Below are 18,834 nucleotides of genomic sequence, written 5' to 3'. Positions count from 1 at the left end.
AAAGGTGAAGACATGAAGAAACTACGCATTGGAATAATAGGGGCCGGAGGAATTGCACAAGGTCGCCATATCCCTGCATTTGTAAAATTACATCAATATTGTACGATTACGGCTATACATGATAGAAACATAGAACACGCAAAACAAATCGCTGAAACATATAACATTCCTTATGTATTTGAAACGTATGAAGAAGTCTTTAAAGAAGTTGATGCTGTTTGTATTTGTACACCTAATAAGTTTCATGCTGAGATTTCTATCGCAGCATTACAAGCAGGGAAACATGTATTATGCGAAAAACCGATGGCTTTAGCAGCGGCAGAATGCGAAAAAATGATAGAATCTGCAAAAAACAACGGTAAAAAACTTGCTATCGCTTATCATTATCGTTACATGAAAGAGTCGCAAGTTGCAAAACAAATGATGATAGGTGAGATTGGCACACCTCTTGTTGTTCGTGTAAAAGCACTCCGTCGCCGAAAAGTACCAGGCTGGGGCGTTTTCACAAATAAAGAATTACAAGGCGGAGGAAGTTTAATAGATTACGGTTGCCATCTTCTTGATTTAGCACTTTGGTTAATTGGAAATCCAAAACAAACAGAAGTCATTGGTAGTGTCTATAATGCCGTTAGTAAGCAACCAAATCAAGTAAATATGTGGGGAGAATATGATTATAAAACGTTTCAAGTTGATGATCATGTTACCGCATATATAAAGTTTGAAAATGGGACATCATTGTTATTTGAAACTTCTTGGGCAGCAAATATTAAAAATGATGAAGAACATGTGAGTATCTCCGGAGTAAAAGGTGGAATAAATGTTTTTCCAATTGAGTTATATACAACAAAACATAATATGATATTAAATAGTGAACCGGTTTGGATAGCAAATAACGGCGATCCTGGAATTTTGCAAGCAGAAAACTTTGTAAAAGCTTGCTTATACGATGAAGAATTAATTGTAAAGCCTGAGGAATCGCTGCAAGTATCGCAAATTATTGATGCAATTTACGAAAGTAGTAACACACATGCAGAAGGGACGGGAAGATAAATGAAATTAGGAGTATTTACAACACTTTTCTCTCACATGGAATTTGAAGAAATGCTTGATTATGTACAAGCAGCCGGTTTGCATGCAGTAGAAATTGGTACAGGTTGTTATCCTGGAGGTTCGCACTGTAACTTAGATGTATTATTAGAAAGTGAACAAGCCAGAAGCGTATATATAGAACATGTACAAAAAAGAGACTTAATCATTAGCGCTTTTAGTTGTCACGGAAATCCATTATCCCCAGATGCTGCTTTTGCAACAGAATCTCATGAAACATTGTTAAAAACCATTCAACTAGCTTCACTACTAGACGTACCTGTTGTGAATTGTTTTTCAGGCGTAGCAGGTGACCATGAAAGCGCAAAATACCCGAATTGGCCTGTTGCACCATGGCCAAATGAATACAATGATATTTTAAAATGGCAATGGGAAGAAAAGCTCATTCCTTATTGGAAACAAGTTGGTGAATTTGCCAAAGAACATGGTGTGAAAATTGGTTTAGAACTTCACGGTGGTTTCTTAGTACATACGCCATATACATTACTAAAACTACGTGAAGAAACATGCAATGCGATAGGTGCTAACTTAGACCCTAGTCATTTATGGTGGCAAGGAATTGACCCTGTCGCTGCTATTAAGCTATTAATGAAAGAAAATGCAATTTATCACTTTCATGCAAAAGACACTTACATCGATCAAGATAATGTAAATATGTATGGTTTAACAGACATGCAGCCCTACGGTAAACTGAAAACAAGAGCTTGGACATTCCGTTCTGTTGGCTGTGGTCATAGCTTAGAAGAATGGTCGCAGATGATGAGTGCACTTCGTACATATGGATATGATTATGTTGTAAGTATCGAACACGAAGATCCACTCATGTCTATTCAAGAGGGATTTAAACGTGCCACAAAAAATCTTCAATCTATTTTAATTGAAGAAAACCCTTCACAGATGTGGTGGGTGTAACTTCGTTTAAAAAAGAAATAAGTAACATTTTTTTCAGAGAAGCCATTCGTAAAAGAATATTAGCTTCTCTTTTTTTAAAAGAAACGTTTAAAAAAGGACGAAATATTCAAAAATAAATTGCGAAAACTAATTATCCTGTATCTACCTCTATACAAAGTATGGATTTTACGAAATAATATTGTTTGATGCCTGTTTCAACAATAATAATATATACAGATGTAGTTATTGTTGAAATAGAATATATAAGAAAGGAGTAATACATTGCTACGTATACAAAGAGGGTACATGTACAATCCAGATGATAATAAGGTAATTGTTAATGAAATTTTCTACGATGCTACATCAGAACAAAAGCTAGGAAGCAAAATGGGTGTGTTCGATGCGGTTAAACTACCTACTGCTATTTTTCAAAAGGTCCAAGAAACTGAAAGTATGTCCTACATGGAGACTGTTGAAGTTGAAGCAGAAACCATTAAAGAAATACTTTGTTATTTAGACCAACATCAAAAGCCAGAAAAACTATATTTTGAAATGCAGTATATGAAGTAACACCAAGAAATGAAAATAAGAGGGGATTTATAGCAGGGGAAACAGGGGCATTATTATACAATACATATAACATCTGCATAATAAATTCCTTCTTATCTTCATTTCATTAAAAACAATTGAATATAATATAAAAATAGTTTAATATAAATTTATATTTATTGTTTAATTGATTCCGTTTATTCCCACACCTTATGTGTTGTGGTTGAGTTGTAGAAGCAAGTTGTGTTCTTGTTTCAATTATGAAAGGGCTTCTTTGAGCCGATTAGTGTATATATAGCTTATTTTGCTATGCACATTTTAATCGACTTGAAGAAGCCCTTTTTGTGTTGTCTTTAAGTTAGGAAGCACATGTAAATAGACCTTCGGGGCTAATAATATGCTAAATGAAAAAGCACTTATTTTGTGCTTTTTTTGTTTAATTAAGAGGAGAGATAATATGAATTTTTAAAAGATAGGAAGTTCAAAAGAGTTTATGAGAGTAATTTATGCTCGAAATTCATATGAGGCTGCTGGGTACTATTTATTAGAAACAGATCACAATTGTACAGACTTAAATGAGTTATTCATTCAAATAACGGGCCTCTCAGAGCATATTCAGGTTCTGTACAATGGTTATCCTGTTACTAAATCTTTACAAGAAATCTCTAAAGAGAAGCGCTTTACAACATGTCCTTGTACTGTAGTAGAGATACTAAACTAAGCAAGAATGAGAAGGCTAGATATTTAGGTATTATAACTAAAAAATACTGTGAAGAAATAGCACATGATTTGTGCTTTTTTTATTTGGAAAAGGAGATATTTATGATAAAACATGAACATGCAATTACATTAGATGAACTAGCATTATCACTAGGGGAACTTATATTAACCTTTCAAAATAAAGAAATCACCGAACCCATTAAAAGTCGTTTCCTGCACACTTAGGTGTACAATTTTCTTATAAAAAAGAATCGCAGGAATTCTATTTCTATTATGGAGAAAAACACTTACCAGGTCTTTATCGACTCTTACTATTGTTAAAGATTTTTGAATTTGACAGCAAAGAAAGAGATTAATTTCTAATTTATAGTAAACTAGATAAAGAATGGAATATAAAAATTAAGAACTAGAGTATTTATATAAGTAAGATACTTGTTGCAATGCTAAAAGCACAAGGGATTAGAATTTGAAACTTGAGAGGAGTACTTTAATATGATTACAGTTAACCGAGGATATATGTATGATCCAGATGATAATGAGGTCTTAATTACCGAAATTTATTATGAGGCTGCTACAGATACTAAATTAGGAAGTAAAATGAATAGCTTATCTTACGCAGTTATTCCTAATGAAATTAAAGAAAAAATAGAAGCAGCTGCTTCATTATCCTATATGGAAAGCATTGAGATGTCTCAGCAATTAGCTGTCTTATATCAAAATGAAATTAACATGTATGGAAAACCTGGAAAATTGTACTTTGAGTTAAAGAATATATAAGAGGGAAAAAGACATTGGACGAATTTATTCAATGTCTTTTTTATTAATCTGCAGAGGAGCATATATAATGAATGTTGTAACTGAAATTGAAACGAGTCTTTGGACAATTTGTGTAGGGGATGTTTTTAGAAATGGCCGTATGCCGTACCATCTAAAAGTTGTAAACATTGAAGTAGAAGATATGACGAAACCAGACGATGCGAAGATATTAGCCATGGGAATGAGGAACAGCTTAATCGCTGGTTATCTACCTATATAACTGACGATATCACGTCTTTTAGAGAATGGTTACTTCATGGTCATGCAGAAGCCATTCATCAACTCATAGCAAAGGTGAACTACCCGCCACTTAACGTCCTAACGGACTGTTTGAAGTGGGGGCTTCTCGGTTAGTCGTTACTTTTGATAGCTAACGAATTCGTCCTAAGACAGCCGAGCTAACTCCCTTGTTCCAAAGGTTATTTTATTGCTATTTATGCTAACGCTAATAGGTGTATTGCTTCATTTTTGATATTGATAGCTGCGTTATAATCTCTATCGAGATTTACACCGCATATGCAAGAATATACTCGTTCAGACAATGACATATTTTTTACATTTCCACAACTGCTACATGTTTTTGTGGAAGGAAACCATTTGTCTATTTTCATAAATTGTTTTCCTTGTTCGTATAGTTTATAAGCTAAAAAAGAAGTGAACATTCCCCAACTATTGTCAGCGACACTTTGTCCAAAATGAAGTGCTTGCGACATTCCTTTCATGTTTAGGTCTTCAATAGCTACAACATCAAAATGAGTAGCCAACTCTTTAGACTCATGATGAAGGTAATTCTTACGTTGGTTAGCTACTTTCTCATGTAACTTAGCTACACGGATACGTTGTTTATTCCAGCGCTCAGAACCTTTATTACGCCTTGATAATACTCGTTGTGCCTTTGCTAATCGGTCTAACATTTCACGATAGAACTTAGGATAATTGGCTCTCTCATCCTCAGAACTAACGTATAATCCATCCATCGCAAAGTCTAATCCAACAACTGTTTCTACTTCTTTTTGTACAATCTCTTTTTCGTATTCAGTCAAGATGGACACATAGTATTTACCAGTAGGTGTCATAGAAATCGTACATGACTTGATCATATAATCTTGTGGTATCTCTCTATGCTGTTTGATACGTACCATTTTCAGTTTTGGCAATTTGATATGACCATTAAGCAACATAATATTTCCGTTTACTACATTCGTTGTATAAGACTTTCTGTCTTTTTTACTTTTGAATGTTGGGAAGTCATTTTGACCACTAAAGAAATTCTTATAGGTAGTTTGCAAGTTTAGTTGAGCATTTGCCAAAGCTAATGAATCAACTTCTTTTAACCACTCAAATTCTGCTTTATATTTCGCCGGAGTTGGAGGCTTTTGTTTCCTTAGTTGTTCCTTATCATCTTTGTATTTTTCGTACGCTTCTTTTCGTTCAGCTAACATTCTATTATACACGAAACGTACACAACCGAAGGTTTTACGCATAAGATATGCTTGTTCTTCTGTTGGATACAAACGGAATTTATATGCTTTATTATGCTTTGTCATATCATTTCACCTCACTTTTCATCTTGATTTTCAATATATTTCTTTACTACATCTATTGGCGAACCACCAGTAGTTAGTAAGCAAAAACTTCTTGACCAAAACATCTCTTTCCAAAGTTTCGTTTTCACTTGTGGAAAGTCTCTCTTGATTAGTCGAGAACTTGCACTCTTATAAGCATTGATGAATTTTGTCATTTCTGTATTCGGATGTGCCTTGAACAAAATATGAACATGGTCTACATCATGATTCCACTCTACCAGTGTTATGTTGTAATTCTCGGATAACCTGATAAACATGTCTTTTGCATAATCTGACATATCATCATCAAACACATTTCTTCTGTATTTTACGACCAACACAAGATGATAATACAACAAGAACACTGAATGATTATTGCTGTCTAATTTCATTAATATACCAACCTTTGTACTTTATAAGACTGATTATATCAGAGGCAAAATAAAAAGCAAAGCCTTTTGGCTACGCCAAACCGAAATTCATCTCCCACCTACCGCTGGGCTATGCCCTTCACGCGCTTGAGGAAGGAGAATTCTTTCGAGGAATTCGTCAAGTAGGTACTGCAAGTGTAGAAATTCCATGTAATCAAGTAGAGGCATTTACATTGGCTTGTAATGTGGAATATCTGCTGCAAGCACTACAAACGATATCTTCTGAAAAAATCGCGATAAAAATGATTAGTAATCAGAGACCTATTGTGGTAGTGGGAGCAGAGGATACAATTCATTCTAATTTGCAGTTAATCCTACCGGTTCGTGTGTAAGGGGGCATTCAAATGATTATGAATCACAGTGAATTCTTTGACTTATTACAGTCAAAAGAATTCCTTCCTAATAATCAAGAGCTTCGTTAATCCTTTGAATTGCTTATCAACGGATTTATTGCAAACGAAATGCCTGATTTAGAAAACAGTGGTTATAACGGACAAGCAGTATGTGGAGTTAAATTGAATGGCGAGGTCATTCTTTCACCGCTTGGCGATTTATTTCCAGATGCTTTTACGAAAAAAGAAACGGCTCCAAGTCAATTAAGTTGTTCCGAATTAGCTGCTTCAGAACCACAGCGCGTTATTACAAATAAGTTCGCTGCCATGACTGTTGCACAATTCGTCAACGAACTCTTTGATGAAGGTACTGTATCGAATCACTATATCATTTTCCAAGCTCAAAAAGCGTTTATGAAAGCTGCACCAATTGAGGAGTAATGATATAGGAGGGGACAAGATGAGAGTGTATCAATTAGATTCCACTCAATTACAACACACTTTAACACCAACAAACATGTGTAATGGTGTTCTACGATACTATCAATATAAGAATTATACCGTTGTATCTGTACTTGATTTATCAAAGCAAGATTCCGAAATGATTCCATTGCTTCTGGCTTGTATAGCAGAGGCTCTGATTCATTTCCATCCGGATTCTTTTTTAGCTAAGGATGAATCTAACCTCTTATATTGGTGTAGAAGGAATTTTAAAGGATTTCATAATATCTCTTGCGATGGATTCTTACAAGATTTCAAGCAGGTATATGAATATTACCAAGCATTGCAGAACGTTGGGAAACAAGAGAACAATATAAAAATAAATATGTAATAGCAGGGAGCAGAGAAACGCATGTATAATATAATCAAACGTCAATATAATTCAATTATCCAAGAGGTGATTCGGATTAACGAAGAAGTACAAAGGGAATTAAACCTATTAGTACAAAAAATTTGTGAAACCGTGTCTTCTGTCCAAAAAATTATCCTTTTTGGCTCTCATGCTTATGGCACACCAAATGAAGATAGTGATTTTGATCTTTGTATTGTTGTGGATGGTGTAGGAGCAAGAAAAAGGGAAGTCATTAACCGTATTAATTGGGGTATTTACGATGTAATGGAAACACCAGTTGATATTTTAGTGTATGGACCGGAAGAGTTTCAAGAACGTGCTAACCGCAATGTAACCATGGAGCATAAGATTGCACAAGATGGGAAGATCCTATATGAAGTGCGAGACGTTCTCGAGTAAGCAATACGGAAGTATAAACGACAACGAGGACTGTTCTTAATTGGAAAAACAATCAAAGCAATAAAGAACAGGATAACTGTTCAGATAAGTGGTAGGAATGAAGGGGTAACAGTATCCAAAAACATGAGATAAGTAATGATTCCTTATTTTCACGTCATAATGACATGAAAAATATCCTCTACTTTAATCCGGTTAAATTTTTAACCGGTGATGAGGTATGGATGTTACTTTTAGATAGAGGAGTACTGCCTTTTGGTGTAGATGTGGAAGAAATGAGCATACAGTATGGACAGGCTATGTTTGAATGTGGCATAAAAACAGGTGGAAAACAACAAGAAAATGCTTGTGGAGCTGCAAATTCGCGTAGCGGCTGTTGGACTTGTCTTATGATGAATGGTGAGGATAAAATGCTAACCCAGCTAATAAGTGAGGGGTATACAGACAATGCTTATCTACAATCATGGAAAAGCTTCTTACGGTCCATTAGAAACGATATTCGCTATAGGAATGTAATGATAGACGCAGTCTACAAACACTCCTTAGAAGCGAAAATAAGCGTGATTCGGACCTGTTTTCCGTACATAATCATATTGAATACGATTATATTATGTTTGAACGTACAGAAAAAGGGGATTATGCACCAGGAGGACTTACAGTAGAAGGTAGAAGAATGCTTTTAGAGTACCTACTTTATACGCAAGATGAAATGCATACGAGTCTTATATCTGAAGAAGAAATTGAAGCAGTATTACAAGGTTGGTATGAAACCGATGGGATTAGGGTATATCGAGATGAATTAGAACCAATACATCACGCATATCTTGGTGAACTAGTGTTCAAACCTGATTGTACAATAAATGAAGAAAAGACGACTTCCCCATTTCCCGTATTTTTCGTTGAGATTGATATTCATTTAGGAAAGCAGGAGATATTTCGTTGGATAAAAGAAAGACAAAGAATTACGCAGCATAGTTTTTTCTTTTTCCCTTCAAATTATTCAAATGATTTCGCGAAACTAACTTGGAATAAACTTACTTTTGTTGTATCTAGAGTGGATATAACGGATGCAAGAGATGCAGAACGCATTGTACGCAACTGGTTAGGTATGGAGATGTACCACGGTAAGAAAGAAGGGCAGCACAAACAAATGCTTATTCAGTTCTTAATTCAAGCAATGAAGAACGAATCACTGTTCGAAGAAGAAAAAGCTAGTACGAAATCTTTGTATGCTGCAGAGTTTACAAATAGACTTGCTAGGTTAATAGGAGAAGGGGGCCAGTTATCTGAAGAGACCAATCATCTTTTCGCAAAAATTCTTAAAGAATTAGGCGACATTAAAATACAATAACCATATATATGGATCGTATGTTTTTTATCAAAGCCTAATGTAGATACTGTCGAGTTTGCCGTAAGGACACTTGGCGGTTTACTTGCAATTGGCTTTATATTATGGTCAGAGAAATTTGTAGATATCGCAAAAGTGATCAGTAATTCATTGTAAACAATGTAAAGGGATGAGAGAGTTGTTAAATTACTTTATCATCATCTTTATCAATGAATTTGCAGAAATCATATGTTTTTTACACCTCTTAAAAGCCCAATTATATTTTATATATAATTGGGCTTTTGTTTTTCTATAATAAATTGAAACTATAATTTGAGCGTAGAGAAAGGAATGTAGAATGTCACTTAAGACTCTAATGAAAGAATATAGAGTAAAGTTTAATATGGTTCTGGAAGATGGACGAATTCTGATTTTAAACTAATATGTATAACTAGATTATTACACCAAATAATTAGTTATATAAACACAATAAATATTTCTCAATTTTTTACAAAATTTTCAGTTTTTGCCGATAAAACCGCGTCGCTATAGCGTTTTACGGAAGTTTAACATCAATCAAATTCACTAAATTCAGAATTTTTAATGAAATAGATATAGACCTGTTGTTATTTTTTTCCTATAATCAATCTGTAGTTTTGATATTTAACTTTCTGTGAATTCGCGCGAACTAGGAATTGTTTTAAAATATCTTTTACTAAGTAAAATAAAAACTACAAAAATCAATTATCATTTTATGGAAATAAGGTGATTTTTTGTTTGTTTGCAAAGAACATGTATTAGAAGTGATTCAAAATCTAAATGTACCGCATATTTGTGAAACAGACAAAAATATAAAATGTAGGTACTGTGACCATGTCTCTCAATATGAATTGTATATATTTGATTTCAGGAATATATCAAAAACATTAAGAATGATCAGTACCCAATAGGTTATGTTATTTTTAAAAAACACTATATAGATTATTAGTCTATGCAAATAATCTTTTAATCTAGATTCTGAAAAGAATACATAATCAGATTATTACGTCACTTATATTGCGGTTTAGTAATGTTCACATTATAATTAAAGGGGAGAATAGTTAATATGGCATCTTATATCATTGGTAAATTAAATTTAAACGAGGAATTATTAAAGAAAGATTTAGTTACAATCGCGAACTTTCCAGTTATCCCAGAAGAGTATGATGAATTCAGTTCAGGTTATTGGATGAACAATTCTTTATAGAATGCTTCAAATGATAAAAATGATACAATGTATCGTGATTTTGATCATGCAGCGCAACAAACGGAGTACGGTAAGCAGTTACCATACATTAACTCACTTCTTGAAGAATACTTCACTTTTGACAATTTAAAAATGGTTCGTACACGTAATTTAGTGGATGCAATGGTTATCCCACATAGAGATTTCGTTGAATTCTCTCATAGTACAAAACAACGCTTCCGTGTCTTCTTAGCTTTAGAAGATAATGAAAAGGCTTTCCATTCAGATGAAGAAGCAGTATTCCGCATCAGAAAAGGCGAAATTTGGTTCCTTGATGCAGCAATTGGACATGCAGCCGCTAATTTCTCTAAAGATAGCCGCGTTTTCCTTTGCCTAGACTATGTATTTGATGGTGATTTTGATCCATCTGATATCTTCAAAGATAAAAAGACATATAATCGTGATTTAGAAAGATTTATTGTCAAACGCGATACACTAGATGAAACATTTGAAGAGGAGTTAATTACTTCACTATCTAAAGTAATTTCAAGAATTAATTTTAGAGATGTTGTATTCTTCTTATCAAAAATTCATTTTGAAAAAGATATTCCTGTTGCAAAATGCTACGATTGGCTAGATCAAATCGCAGAAAGAAGCGGTGACAAGGCAATTGTTCAGAAAGCAAAACATTTACGTGCGTATATTATTGAACATCGTGATTTAGGTGAGCGTTTCAGTATGGATAACTGGAAAGAAGAAGTTACCGTCTGATTTTAGAACAGGTAATGTATAGTTCTTCACATAAACAACCGATTTTATCAAAATAAAATCGGTTGTTTTACTATTTTTAATGTAGGAAAGGAGAATAGTTCGTATGGAGATATTAATTGGTATATTGTTTAGTATTTTATGGGCATCAGGTGCTATCGCCACAAAAATTGGTCTTTTATCTTCATCCCCTTTAATGTTTGCGACAACGAGGCTTATTAGTGCTGGTCTTATCATGTTTGTCTTTACTTATTTTATCAAATCCAACAGATGGCCTAAAGGAGTAGAGTGGAGGCAGTTAGTTGTACTAGGTATATTAAATACTACTTTGTATGTAGGCTGCTGTTTCTTGTCGCTAAAGTTAGTATCATCTAGTTTATTTAACTTGTTTATCACTGTAAATCCATTTGTTGTTGCTTTGTTGTCTTCTATCTTCTTAAGTAGAAAAGTAACAAAACAAGAGTGGACTGGGATGTGTATTGCAGCGCTTGGTTTATTCATTGCCGTATATCCCTACCTAAAAGATACGCAAGCCACTGTATCGGGCGTCATTATTCTCGCGATTGGCATGTTATCTATGGGGATTGGGAGTGTATGTTTCACAAAATATGATATGAAGATCGATCGCCTGGTCATTAATACTTGGCAAATCATCTTTGGTAGTCTATTTGCGGTTCCTTTAAGTTTCTTATTAGATACAAATCCGTACATTTATTTAGATATGAATTTTGCTATTGGTCTATTTTGGCAGGTCGTGATGACTTCAATTGTATCTATGTTACTATGGTTTTATTTATTAAAGAAAGATCCTATAAAAGCAAACAACTATCTATTCCTAACTCCGATTTTTGGTTATTTACTAGCTTGGTTAATACTCAAAGAAAATATTACAATGTATCATCTATTTGGTGCAATTCTAGTAATAGGTGGTTTGTTGATCTCAGGAACTATGAACATAAAAAAACTACTACGGTCAAAAGGAGGAAGTGAAAAACATAAATCTGTTTAAAGTTGAAATAATCGGCCCCTCAATCCAACTATGTACGTAGTGAATGCTCTTGATAACTTCTAATGGAGTTATCTTGGGCATTTTTTATTTTTTAGATTTTATCCCATTCCATTCAAGAATGTATGCCAAAAAGCTACATACGTTATAAAAGGGAGGGAAAGGAATGAAAAAATCTTGGTTCGTTATTTTGTTTTTTGTTACTATGCTTACAGGCTGTTTTGCAGAAGATTCAAATTTGTATCCGATATCACAAGAAGTCATGGCTACTGCACCAAAAGAACTCCCTTTTCCAATATCATATCCTACTAAATTACCTTTTGAAGTAGATTCGATGACGGTTGCAAATGAAAATGCAGAACATGTTTCCATCGTTTATTCAAGTAAAGAAGATCAGAAACTAATTGTTGAAATAACAAAAGGAAAAGAAGTGCTTCCACAAAAATCCTTTCAAGAAATCAATGCATTTGATAAAACTCGTCAAGCATTCAATCAGACAAAGAATGAATTCCATCATATAGATTGGAATGAAAAAAACGTTCATTATCAGATTTATTCTTCTAATGAAAAGAAGCAACAATTAACAAAAGCAGAACTTCGTGCAGTTCAAAAATCTTTTTCTGCGAAATAGTATATTCACTTTTTCCACGTAAACATCAGATATAACAGATGCTGAAAGGATTGTGCGTCATTGTTTAGAGATGAAAATGTACCATGGAAAAAGAGCAGAGCAGCACAAACAAATGCTTATTTAGCTCTTAATTCAATCCATGAAGAATGACACGATATGGTTAAAAGAAGTAGACAGTATTGCTCTTCAATCCACATTTAAACAGCTAGCAGATGCTTTTTCTCGTTTTTTTAGAAACAGAACGATCCTCCACGATTCAAGTCCAAACGCAATAAAATTCAATCTCACACGACGAAACAAACAAATGGAAACATTGCTGTAATAGGCAATCAAATGAAATTACCTAAAATTGGACTTGTGAAGTTTGCAAAGAGCCGTAAGGTAACGGGACGTATTATGAGTGCTACCATTAGACGGAATCCAAGTGGTAAATACTTTATATCTTTGCTAGTTAAGACAGAAGTAAAAGAACCTCCAAAAACAGAATCTTCTGTCGGTATTGATATGGGCTTAAAGGACTTTGCTATTCTTTCAAATAGAACTACATACAAAAATTCTAAATTCTTTCGTACATTAGAAAAAAGTTAGCGGATGCACAACGCATCCTTCCCAGAAGAACGAAAGGTTCTTCTAACTGGAATAAACAACATGTGAAAGTGGCACGAGTCCATGAACATATTACGAATGCAAGAAAAGATTACTTAGATAAAATTTCTACTGAGATTATCAAAAACCACGATGTAATTGGTATTGAAGATCTACAAGTAAAGAATATGCTAAAAAACAGTAAACTTGCCAAATCAATCAGTGAAGTATCTTGGTCACAATTTCGAAATATGTTGGAATACAAGGTAAAATGGTACAGGAAGCAAGTTGTAGTTGTCTCAAAAACATTTGCCTCTAGTCAGTTATGTTCAAGTTGTGGTTACCAAAATAAAGACGTTAAAAATCTAAATCTTTGTGAGCGGGATTGTCCTTCTTGTGGCACACATCACGATAGAAATATTGACGCAGGACTGAACCTTAGAAACGAAGCGATTCGGTGCTACTATTCCCAAATTTTTTATCCGTTTTGTTAATCAGAGAATCATATAGTGAGGTTAATATGTGTAATTTAAATCAAACATTTTTATAAAAACCAATCTTAAATCTACTGGAAAAGAATCTAATTTGATTAATCTTTCTTCAAATTAGATTCTTTTTATATTCCGTAGAATAAGGGTGGTGTAGATATTTTTAATCAAACTTTATTTTAAAACTACATTCGATAGAGTAAAGCCCATAATAGAGGAGAAAAAAATAAATGAGCAAAATGTGTATTATTTTAAACGTGCTTGAGTTGAACTTGTTGTAAATATTGGAAATATCTTTTTAGAGATATCTTAGTTTTGAACCCCATTCTACTTACCAATTCATCTTCATTTATTCCTTGCTTAATAAGACGGAGAACACATGTATTCCTCATCTGCTGTGCAGAAATACGCCTATTTCCCCCCGCACGTTTTACTTCAAGTTGTATCATTTTTTGCACAGCAACCTCAGACAATGCCTTTGGTGCATCATTTTCATATACCCATCGATATGTTCCCCGATTAAAGTCAAATGCAACAAAGAAGGCATTATCTGTATACTGCCGAGGCCTTACTGGTTCCGGAATCATTTTATAATATTTATATAGTTGTTTTGTATCCTCTTCCGTTAAAGAGATAGATCTAGTCATACCATTTTCCACTGGAACAATTAAAGTATTACTAGCAAACTGCATATGGCTCATATTAAGCGATATAAGCTCTTGTAAAGACAAACCGTAGTTTACTATTAAATTGATTATACAAGCGTTTCTATCCATAATTAGGGGGCGATATTTAGCTTGTCTTTCTGTTAAGCCCTTTGTTGATAATACAGTTTGTTTTAGATGCTTTTCTTCCGCTTCAGTAATAAAATCATTGTCATTTAGTGATTGATCCGGAATTAAAGAGAGATGAATATCATTTAATGGACTAATTATCCCTAAAAACATGTGAAATTTCTTTAAAACAACCCATATTCTGTACCTTGTTTTGAGGGATTATTTACACTTGTTTTCTAACTCAGAGAAATAATCCTGATAATCTTTTTCAGATAGATTACTCCATGATTTGATATGAAAAAGTATCTCATTTACTTCTAACCATCTATAAAAATCTTTAATATCATATGCATAACGTTAGATCGTAGAGTATTTTCGGCCTTTTTCATTTAAATAAGCAGAAAAATCTTCTAAGGTTTTCTCTAAGCTAATTGTCTTGTTCATTATAATCACCTAATTTCTTTGGGGATATTATAACAAAAAATAGGTGAAAGACCTGCTACCGCCCTTTGCTACGCACGGTTGCTGGCATATCAAAAACGCAAACGGACAAACAACCCTTTGCATTTTTGATATGTTGATTATTATTTACAAAGCCAAATGAATAAGGCTATCATAATACTCCAAAAAGGGAGTACAAGTAATAATCCCCAAAAAAAACCTTTAAAAAATCTAATTTCGTTATATTCATTCATTGCTATATTAGTTGTATTCTTTAGTACGACCATGTTTAATCCTCCAATTATTAATTGATTATAAAATGAAAAAAGGACAAACCTCGTCCTGGTAGGGATACGTAGGTTTGTCCTTTTTTATGTGGGTAATGATATGTTTAATTACCATTATTATAACTTAATTAACAAATATTTTCAATTAGGTCAGACTTCTTATTAACAATCATATTAGTAATAATAAAATCTATTATAAATATATATCTTATATATTAAAAAGAAATAAAGATAAAACTTTTATAGGTTATCAAAAATAGGGAAAAGACCTACTCCTACAAGGGATAATTTGATGTTAGAACGTAAAAAATCATAAATAGTAGAAAATGTATCCGTAGATTCAACGATTGTTAGACTTTCAATTCTACAAAAAAGCAGAAAGGAAATCATATGTTACTACATGAAATCGGAAAGAAATTGATACAAATCACATTATATTTATTCAACTGTGGAAATAGGGCTTATTTTCTTTATTTTGGTAAATGGAGCAGTATTTAGCGTCCAATTATCCACAATTTGTTCAGATAATGGAGCTATTTGTTAACATTACTCAGTATTTACACATAACTCACATTATTATTGATGATTTTTATTAGATAAATGCAACGACACTAGTATTCTCAAGGATATTGAGGAAATATTATTCACATTTGATCATATTTGTCCTCATATCCACTATTTTTATAAATATCTTTCTGATTTTTTGTAGATATAAAATCGGATGTTTTACTACAGATGAAGAATATTCAATGTGTAGTGTGGAGATTCTTCTATAGGTAGAAGAAGATTTGTATAGAAATGTATAAAAAAAGACTCCATTTTACATGAAGTTCTTCTGATTTGGTATTTATAAATAGAGTAGTAGAAAAGGGGTGTTAATGAAACAAACACGAATAGCCCTCTACTTTCGATTTTTTCAAAAATAGAGAGCTCGTTGCTATTATTTTATTTCCATTGCGGTTAGCACCTGATCTGGAGCTGTTATTGTTACACCAGCACGTACTAAACGTTCGAAGGTACGCATAAACTCTAGTAAATTAAACTGCTTTGGCAGCTCAATAACACGAAGTTTTTCTTGTGGCAGCTTATCAATTGCCTCGATAAACCATTCACGTACATCACTTGGAATCGTGCGTTCTTTATGGCCACGAACTTTTAGTTTTTCACGCATTTCAATTTCTAAAGCGATATATGCATGGAGATTCACTCCCTGATCATATGCATATTTTCTAAATAACGTTTCTTCCTGGTATTTTAGATAATTACGGTGATAAGACTCTTCCGTCACTGGTACCGTAAACTTCTGCTTCAGTAGTGCATGCACATTTTTAAACATCTTCTTAATGTTGCCAAGAGAGTACATTGAATAATGTAGACCGAAATTAAAGACAGCTTGTTCACGGTCACTATTTCTCTCTTTTGGTATATGCTGTGCAATAAGAGGGTAGATGCCTTCTTTCGCCGCTGTATCAAGAATTTGATATTGAGATGTTTGATGTAACAGTTTTTTCAATGTATATACAATTTTCGTTGGATATCCTTCTTTTCGATCAACCATGTCACGAAGTCCACGAATTACACCACGAATTTGACGATGACAAGTATGCTTTAATACATGAATGAACTTATTCATGTCTGCAGACAGTTCACCGATATTCATTTCTTGTAGAACTGATTCGATGAATTTTGCTTTACGAGCATAGGTAGCTTTTGGTGTAAATGGATCCCTGTGTTGCTCTTCTCCAGATTCTTTCGTACATAAGAAGTCCGAATGGATAGATAGATATAATGTTGTATATCGTTTTGTATGCTTTACACCTTTTTGCATTTTGCAAATTTTGAATAGGGGATTCCCCGTACACGGTAATGCAGTTGTTAATTCTTCGATAACCGCACGGATCTGGTGCGGATATTTTTTATGTAAGAAACGATACATCCCACCAAAGTGAGTTTTGTTACCTCTTTCGTCCTGCTTGTCCAAAGAACGCTTTAACGTTGTTTCTGTATATTGTTGCATAGCAATGTCTAAGAACAGTTTCTTAGCTGCTACAGATAGCTTAAAGAAAGCCTTTGTAAATACAACAGGACTAATATATACGTATGGATTAGCCTTTTCTGTTTCTTCATTCATAAAATGAGTCAATTTGATTGTATATCGACCATCTACGCCATTTTCGATAGAGATTATGTTATGTATACTTAATTTCTTTAGAGCAATATAGAACTGAGAATGCTGGATGTATGCAAATTCTTCTTTATATTGCTTGTAATCTTCCCACATCATATGTATCGTTACATTTGGAATGACACCATTAGTAAAGCATTTTTTATGTAGATATAAGAACACTTCAAGATCTGCATTCGTAATACCATATAACTTATGTTTTCTTCCTGTTTTTTCTGCAAGTGCAGACATTGCTCGACGTGAAAAAGATGGTTTCGCTTGTTCGACAAAGCCTTCTACATCCGCAATACGTTCTTCGTATGTCATGTGCTGCAGAATATCTTCTAAATATGTATCTTTATAGCTGTAGTACTTCTCCTCAAATGTTGCAACAAACTTCTGCCAAGATTTTAGTGTAACTAAAACAGCATTTGTTGTTTTTCCATTTAAGCTACGCTGATTTTGAATAATAAATGATTTCCCCATCTTTTTCACCTCCGTTCTGCAAATTCAGAAATATATGTCAAAATACTATAAAATATACCAATTTTGATTATAGCAAATCGAAAATTGGCGAAAGGTGCTCCTTTAAGAAGAAAGATAGCAACTTGCAACAGCTTATAAAGCTAGGTGTATCAAGGGATATGAGAATTCTATTAATTTTTTTTGTGTTAAGGATACCGCAAACGTGTTGCAAGTTGAATTATATGTATAAGAATAAGTAAAAAGTCATCTCCCCACTTGATATATAAGGGATTAGATTGAAAATGACAAAAAAGTTAGGGTAAGGATACCGCAAACGTGTTGCAAGTTAAGAAGTACGCTTATTAATCATGAAATATAACGATTATCGTTGATGTGATAGGTTTAATTAGATTTGTATGGATTACGATAGGGTGAGGATACCGCAAACAGTGTTGCATCTTATGCGAAAAATAAGGGTAAGGATACCGCAAACGTGTTGCAAGTTGAATTATATGTATAAGAATAAGTAAAAGCACCTAATTCCTTGATATATAAGGGATTAGATTAAAAAAGACAAAAAAGTTAGGGTAAGGATACCGCAAACATGTTGCATTTTATTTGAGTAACTTGTTGTAAATATAAAAAAATCACTCAAAAATTTAAAAATAGAACGATTTTTTGTGTAATGTATTAGGTTGAGAAAAAAATATACTGTTGCAAGTTAGACGAAATAGGGTAAGGATACCGCAAACATGTTGCAAGTTGAAGAGTAAAGGAAAGAAAAGCGCAAAAGGAATGCAAGTAAAGAGGAATAGGGAAAAGAAAGAGCAAACGTGTTGCAAGTTGAAGAGTAAAGGAAAGAAAAGCGCAAAAGGAATGCAAGCAAAGAGGAATAGGGAAAAGAAAGAGCAAACGTGTTGCAAGTTGAAGAGTAAAGGAAAGAAAAGCGCAAAAGGAATGCAAGTAAAGAGGAATAGGGAAAAGAAAGAGCAAACGTGTTGCAAGTTGAAG

General features: G+C 33.5%; 16 protein-coding genes and 5 pseudogenes. 17 read left to right on the top strand and 4 right to left on the bottom strand.

Annotation, left to right across the window (positions count from 1 at the left end; genetic code table 11):
- The first annotated feature begins 12 nt into the window (after window positions 1-12).
- From DET63_RS18175 to DET63_RS18150, 7 genes are all read left to right on the top strand, one after another.
- Complete coding sequence (locus DET63_RS18175) at window positions 13-1,050, top strand: Gfo/Idh/MocA family protein (protein ID WP_420196578.1); 1,038 nt, start codon at window positions 13-15, stop codon at window positions 1,048-1,050.
- On the top strand, window positions 1,051-2,019 hold the full coding sequence (locus DET63_RS18170; protein WP_002069434.1) for a sugar phosphate isomerase/epimerase family protein: 969 nt from the start codon (window positions 1,051-1,053) through the stop codon (window positions 2,017-2,019).
- A 261-nt stretch (window positions 2,020-2,280) separates the two neighbouring features.
- A complete protein-coding gene (locus DET63_RS18165; RefSeq protein WP_016096929.1) occupies window positions 2,281-2,568 on the top strand; it encodes a hypothetical protein in 288 nt (95 codons plus the stop codon).
- A gap of 472 nt (window positions 2,569-3,040) precedes the next feature.
- Window positions 3,041-3,268: a hypothetical protein gene (locus tag DET63_RS18160; protein WP_113937397.1), complete on the top strand. Its 228-nt coding sequence runs from the start codon at window positions 3,041-3,043 to the stop codon at window positions 3,266-3,268.
- A 101-nt stretch (window positions 3,269-3,369) separates the two neighbouring features.
- Window positions 3,370-3,492, top strand: a complete 123-nt coding sequence (locus DET63_RS30720; RefSeq protein ID WP_258550637.1) for a hypothetical protein — start codon at window positions 3,370-3,372, stop codon at window positions 3,490-3,492.
- A 267-nt stretch (window positions 3,493-3,759) separates the two neighbouring features.
- A complete protein-coding gene (locus tag DET63_RS18155; RefSeq protein ID WP_113937396.1) occupies window positions 3,760-4,044 on the top strand; it encodes a hypothetical protein in 285 nt (94 codons plus the stop codon).
- Window positions 4,045-4,111: 67 nt separating this feature from the next.
- Complete coding sequence (locus tag DET63_RS18150) at window positions 4,112-4,303, top strand: hypothetical protein (protein ID WP_113937395.1); 192 nt, start codon at window positions 4,112-4,114, stop codon at window positions 4,301-4,303.
- A gap of 214 nt (window positions 4,304-4,517) precedes the next feature.
- On the opposite strand, the gene DET63_RS18140 is transcribed toward DET63_RS18150, so the two are convergent.
- Together DET63_RS18140 and tnpA are read right to left on the bottom strand one after the other, a co-directional pair.
- Window positions 4,518-5,630 (bottom strand): RNA-guided endonuclease TnpB family protein, encoded by a 1,113-nt coding sequence (locus tag DET63_RS18140; protein WP_113937394.1) that lies wholly within the window; start codon window positions 5,628-5,630, stop codon window positions 4,518-4,520.
- An 11-nt stretch (window positions 5,631-5,641) separates the two neighbouring features.
- A complete protein-coding gene (gene tnpA, locus DET63_RS18135; RefSeq protein WP_113937393.1) occupies window positions 5,642-6,040 on the bottom strand; it encodes an IS200/IS605 family transposase in 399 nt (132 codons plus the stop codon).
- Between the two features lie 158 nt (window positions 6,041-6,198).
- On the opposite strand from tnpA, the pseudogene DET63_RS18130 reads away from it, so the two are divergent.
- The 10 genes and pseudogenes from DET63_RS18130 to tnpB all read left to right on the top strand — a co-directional run.
- Window positions 6,199-6,411 (top strand): annotated as a pseudogene (locus DET63_RS18130) (DNA polymerase III subunit beta); the annotation flags it as partial.
- A 135-nt stretch (window positions 6,412-6,546) separates the two neighbouring features.
- Window positions 6,547-6,852, top strand: a pseudogene (locus DET63_RS18125) (ThiF family adenylyltransferase); the annotation flags it as partial.
- A 19-nt stretch (window positions 6,853-6,871) separates the two neighbouring features.
- On the top strand, window positions 6,872-7,243 hold the full coding sequence (locus DET63_RS18120; RefSeq protein WP_113937392.1) for a hypothetical protein: 372 nt from the start codon (window positions 6,872-6,874) through the stop codon (window positions 7,241-7,243).
- 21 nt (window positions 7,244-7,264) lie between these two features.
- Entirely contained in the window at window positions 7,265-7,663 is a 399-nt protein-coding gene (locus DET63_RS18115) for a nucleotidyltransferase domain-containing protein (RefSeq protein ID WP_113937391.1), read from the top strand.
- Window positions 7,664-7,764: 101 nt separating this feature from the next.
- Window positions 7,765-9,011, top strand: a pseudogene (locus DET63_RS18110) (adenine nucleotide alpha hydrolase family protein); the annotation flags it as partial.
- A 1,081-nt stretch (window positions 9,012-10,092) separates the two neighbouring features.
- On the top strand, window positions 10,093-10,233 hold the full coding sequence (locus DET63_RS30715; protein WP_235661798.1) for a hypothetical protein: 141 nt from the start codon (window positions 10,093-10,095) through the stop codon (window positions 10,231-10,233).
- Between the two features lie 27 nt (window positions 10,234-10,260).
- On the top strand, window positions 10,261-10,983 hold the full coding sequence (locus DET63_RS18105) for an aspartyl/asparaginyl beta-hydroxylase domain-containing protein (RefSeq protein ID WP_235661799.1): 723 nt from the start codon (window positions 10,261-10,263) through the stop codon (window positions 10,981-10,983).
- 103 nt (window positions 10,984-11,086) lie between these two features.
- Window positions 11,087-11,989: a DMT family transporter gene (locus tag DET63_RS18100; protein WP_113937390.1), complete on the top strand. Its 903-nt coding sequence runs from the start codon at window positions 11,087-11,089 to the stop codon at window positions 11,987-11,989.
- A gap of 163 nt (window positions 11,990-12,152) precedes the next feature.
- Window positions 12,153-12,617, top strand: a complete 465-nt coding sequence (locus DET63_RS18095) for a hypothetical protein (protein WP_113937389.1) — start codon at window positions 12,153-12,155, stop codon at window positions 12,615-12,617.
- A 148-nt stretch (window positions 12,618-12,765) separates the two neighbouring features.
- Window positions 12,766-13,696 (top strand): annotated as a pseudogene (gene tnpB, locus DET63_RS18085) (IS200/IS605 family element RNA-guided endonuclease TnpB); the annotation flags it as partial.
- Window positions 13,697-13,941: 245 nt separating this feature from the next.
- Here the strand turns inward: tnpB and DET63_RS18080 are convergent.
- Together DET63_RS18080 and DET63_RS18075 are read right to left on the bottom strand one after the other, a co-directional pair.
- Window positions 13,942-14,910 (bottom strand): annotated as a pseudogene (locus DET63_RS18080) (tyrosine-type recombinase/integrase).
- Between the two features lie 1,224 nt (window positions 14,911-16,134).
- Window positions 16,135-17,844: a hypothetical protein gene (locus DET63_RS18075; RefSeq protein WP_113937388.1), complete on the bottom strand. Its 1,710-nt coding sequence runs from the start codon at window positions 17,842-17,844 to the stop codon at window positions 16,135-16,137.
- Window positions 17,845-18,834 lie beyond the last annotated feature (990 nt).

Origin of the sequence: Bacillus sp. DB-2, from assembly GCF_003315125.1 — a bacterium.
GTDB lineage: Bacteria > Bacillota > Bacilli > Bacillales > Bacillaceae_G > Bacillus_A > Bacillus_A mycoides.
Note: the sequence above shows the minus strand (reverse complement) of the source record. Positions and strands in the feature narration are given on the sequence as shown.

Bases quoted from the DNA above. Each gene is read 5' to 3' on its own strand.
- DET63_RS18175 (WP_420196578.1), top strand. From the start codon at position 13: ATGAAGAAACTACGCATTGGAATAATAGGGGCCGGAGGAATTGCACAA.
- DET63_RS18170 (WP_002069434.1), top strand. From the start codon at position 1,051: ATGAAATTAGGAGTATTTACAACACTTTTCTCTCACATGGAATTTGAA.
- DET63_RS18160 (WP_113937397.1), top strand. From the start codon at position 3,041: ATGAGAGTAATTTATGCTCGAAATTCATATGAGGCTGCTGGGTACTAT.
- DET63_RS30720 (WP_258550637.1), top strand. From the start codon at position 3,370: ATGATAAAACATGAACATGCAATTACATTAGATGAACTAGCATTATCA.
- DET63_RS18155 (WP_113937396.1), top strand. From the start codon at position 3,760: ATGATTACAGTTAACCGAGGATATATGTATGATCCAGATGATAATGAG.
- DET63_RS18150 (WP_113937395.1), top strand. From the start codon at position 4,112: ATGAATGTTGTAACTGAAATTGAAACGAGTCTTTGGACAATTTGTGTA.
- DET63_RS18140 (WP_113937394.1), bottom strand. From the start codon at position 5,630: ATGACAAAGCATAATAAAGCATATAAATTCCGTTTGTATCCAACAGAA.
- tnpA (WP_113937393.1), bottom strand. From the start codon at position 6,040: ATGAAATTAGACAGCAATAATCATTCAGTGTTCTTGTTGTATTATCAT.
- DET63_RS18120 (WP_113937392.1), top strand. From the start codon at position 6,872: ATGAGAGTGTATCAATTAGATTCCACTCAATTACAACACACTTTAACA.
- DET63_RS18115 (WP_113937391.1), top strand. From the start codon at position 7,265: ATGTATAATATAATCAAACGTCAATATAATTCAATTATCCAAGAGGTG.
- DET63_RS30715 (WP_235661798.1), top strand. From the start codon at position 10,093: ATGGCATCTTATATCATTGGTAAATTAAATTTAAACGAGGAATTATTA.
- DET63_RS18105 (WP_235661799.1), top strand. From the start codon at position 10,261: ATGTATCGTGATTTTGATCATGCAGCGCAACAAACGGAGTACGGTAAG.
- DET63_RS18100 (WP_113937390.1), top strand. From the start codon at position 11,087: ATGGAGATATTAATTGGTATATTGTTTAGTATTTTATGGGCATCAGGT.
- DET63_RS18095 (WP_113937389.1), top strand. From the start codon at position 12,153: ATGAAAAAATCTTGGTTCGTTATTTTGTTTTTTGTTACTATGCTTACA.
- DET63_RS18075 (WP_113937388.1), bottom strand. From the start codon at position 17,844: ATGGGGAAATCATTTATTATTCAAAATCAGCGTAGCTTAAATGGAAAA.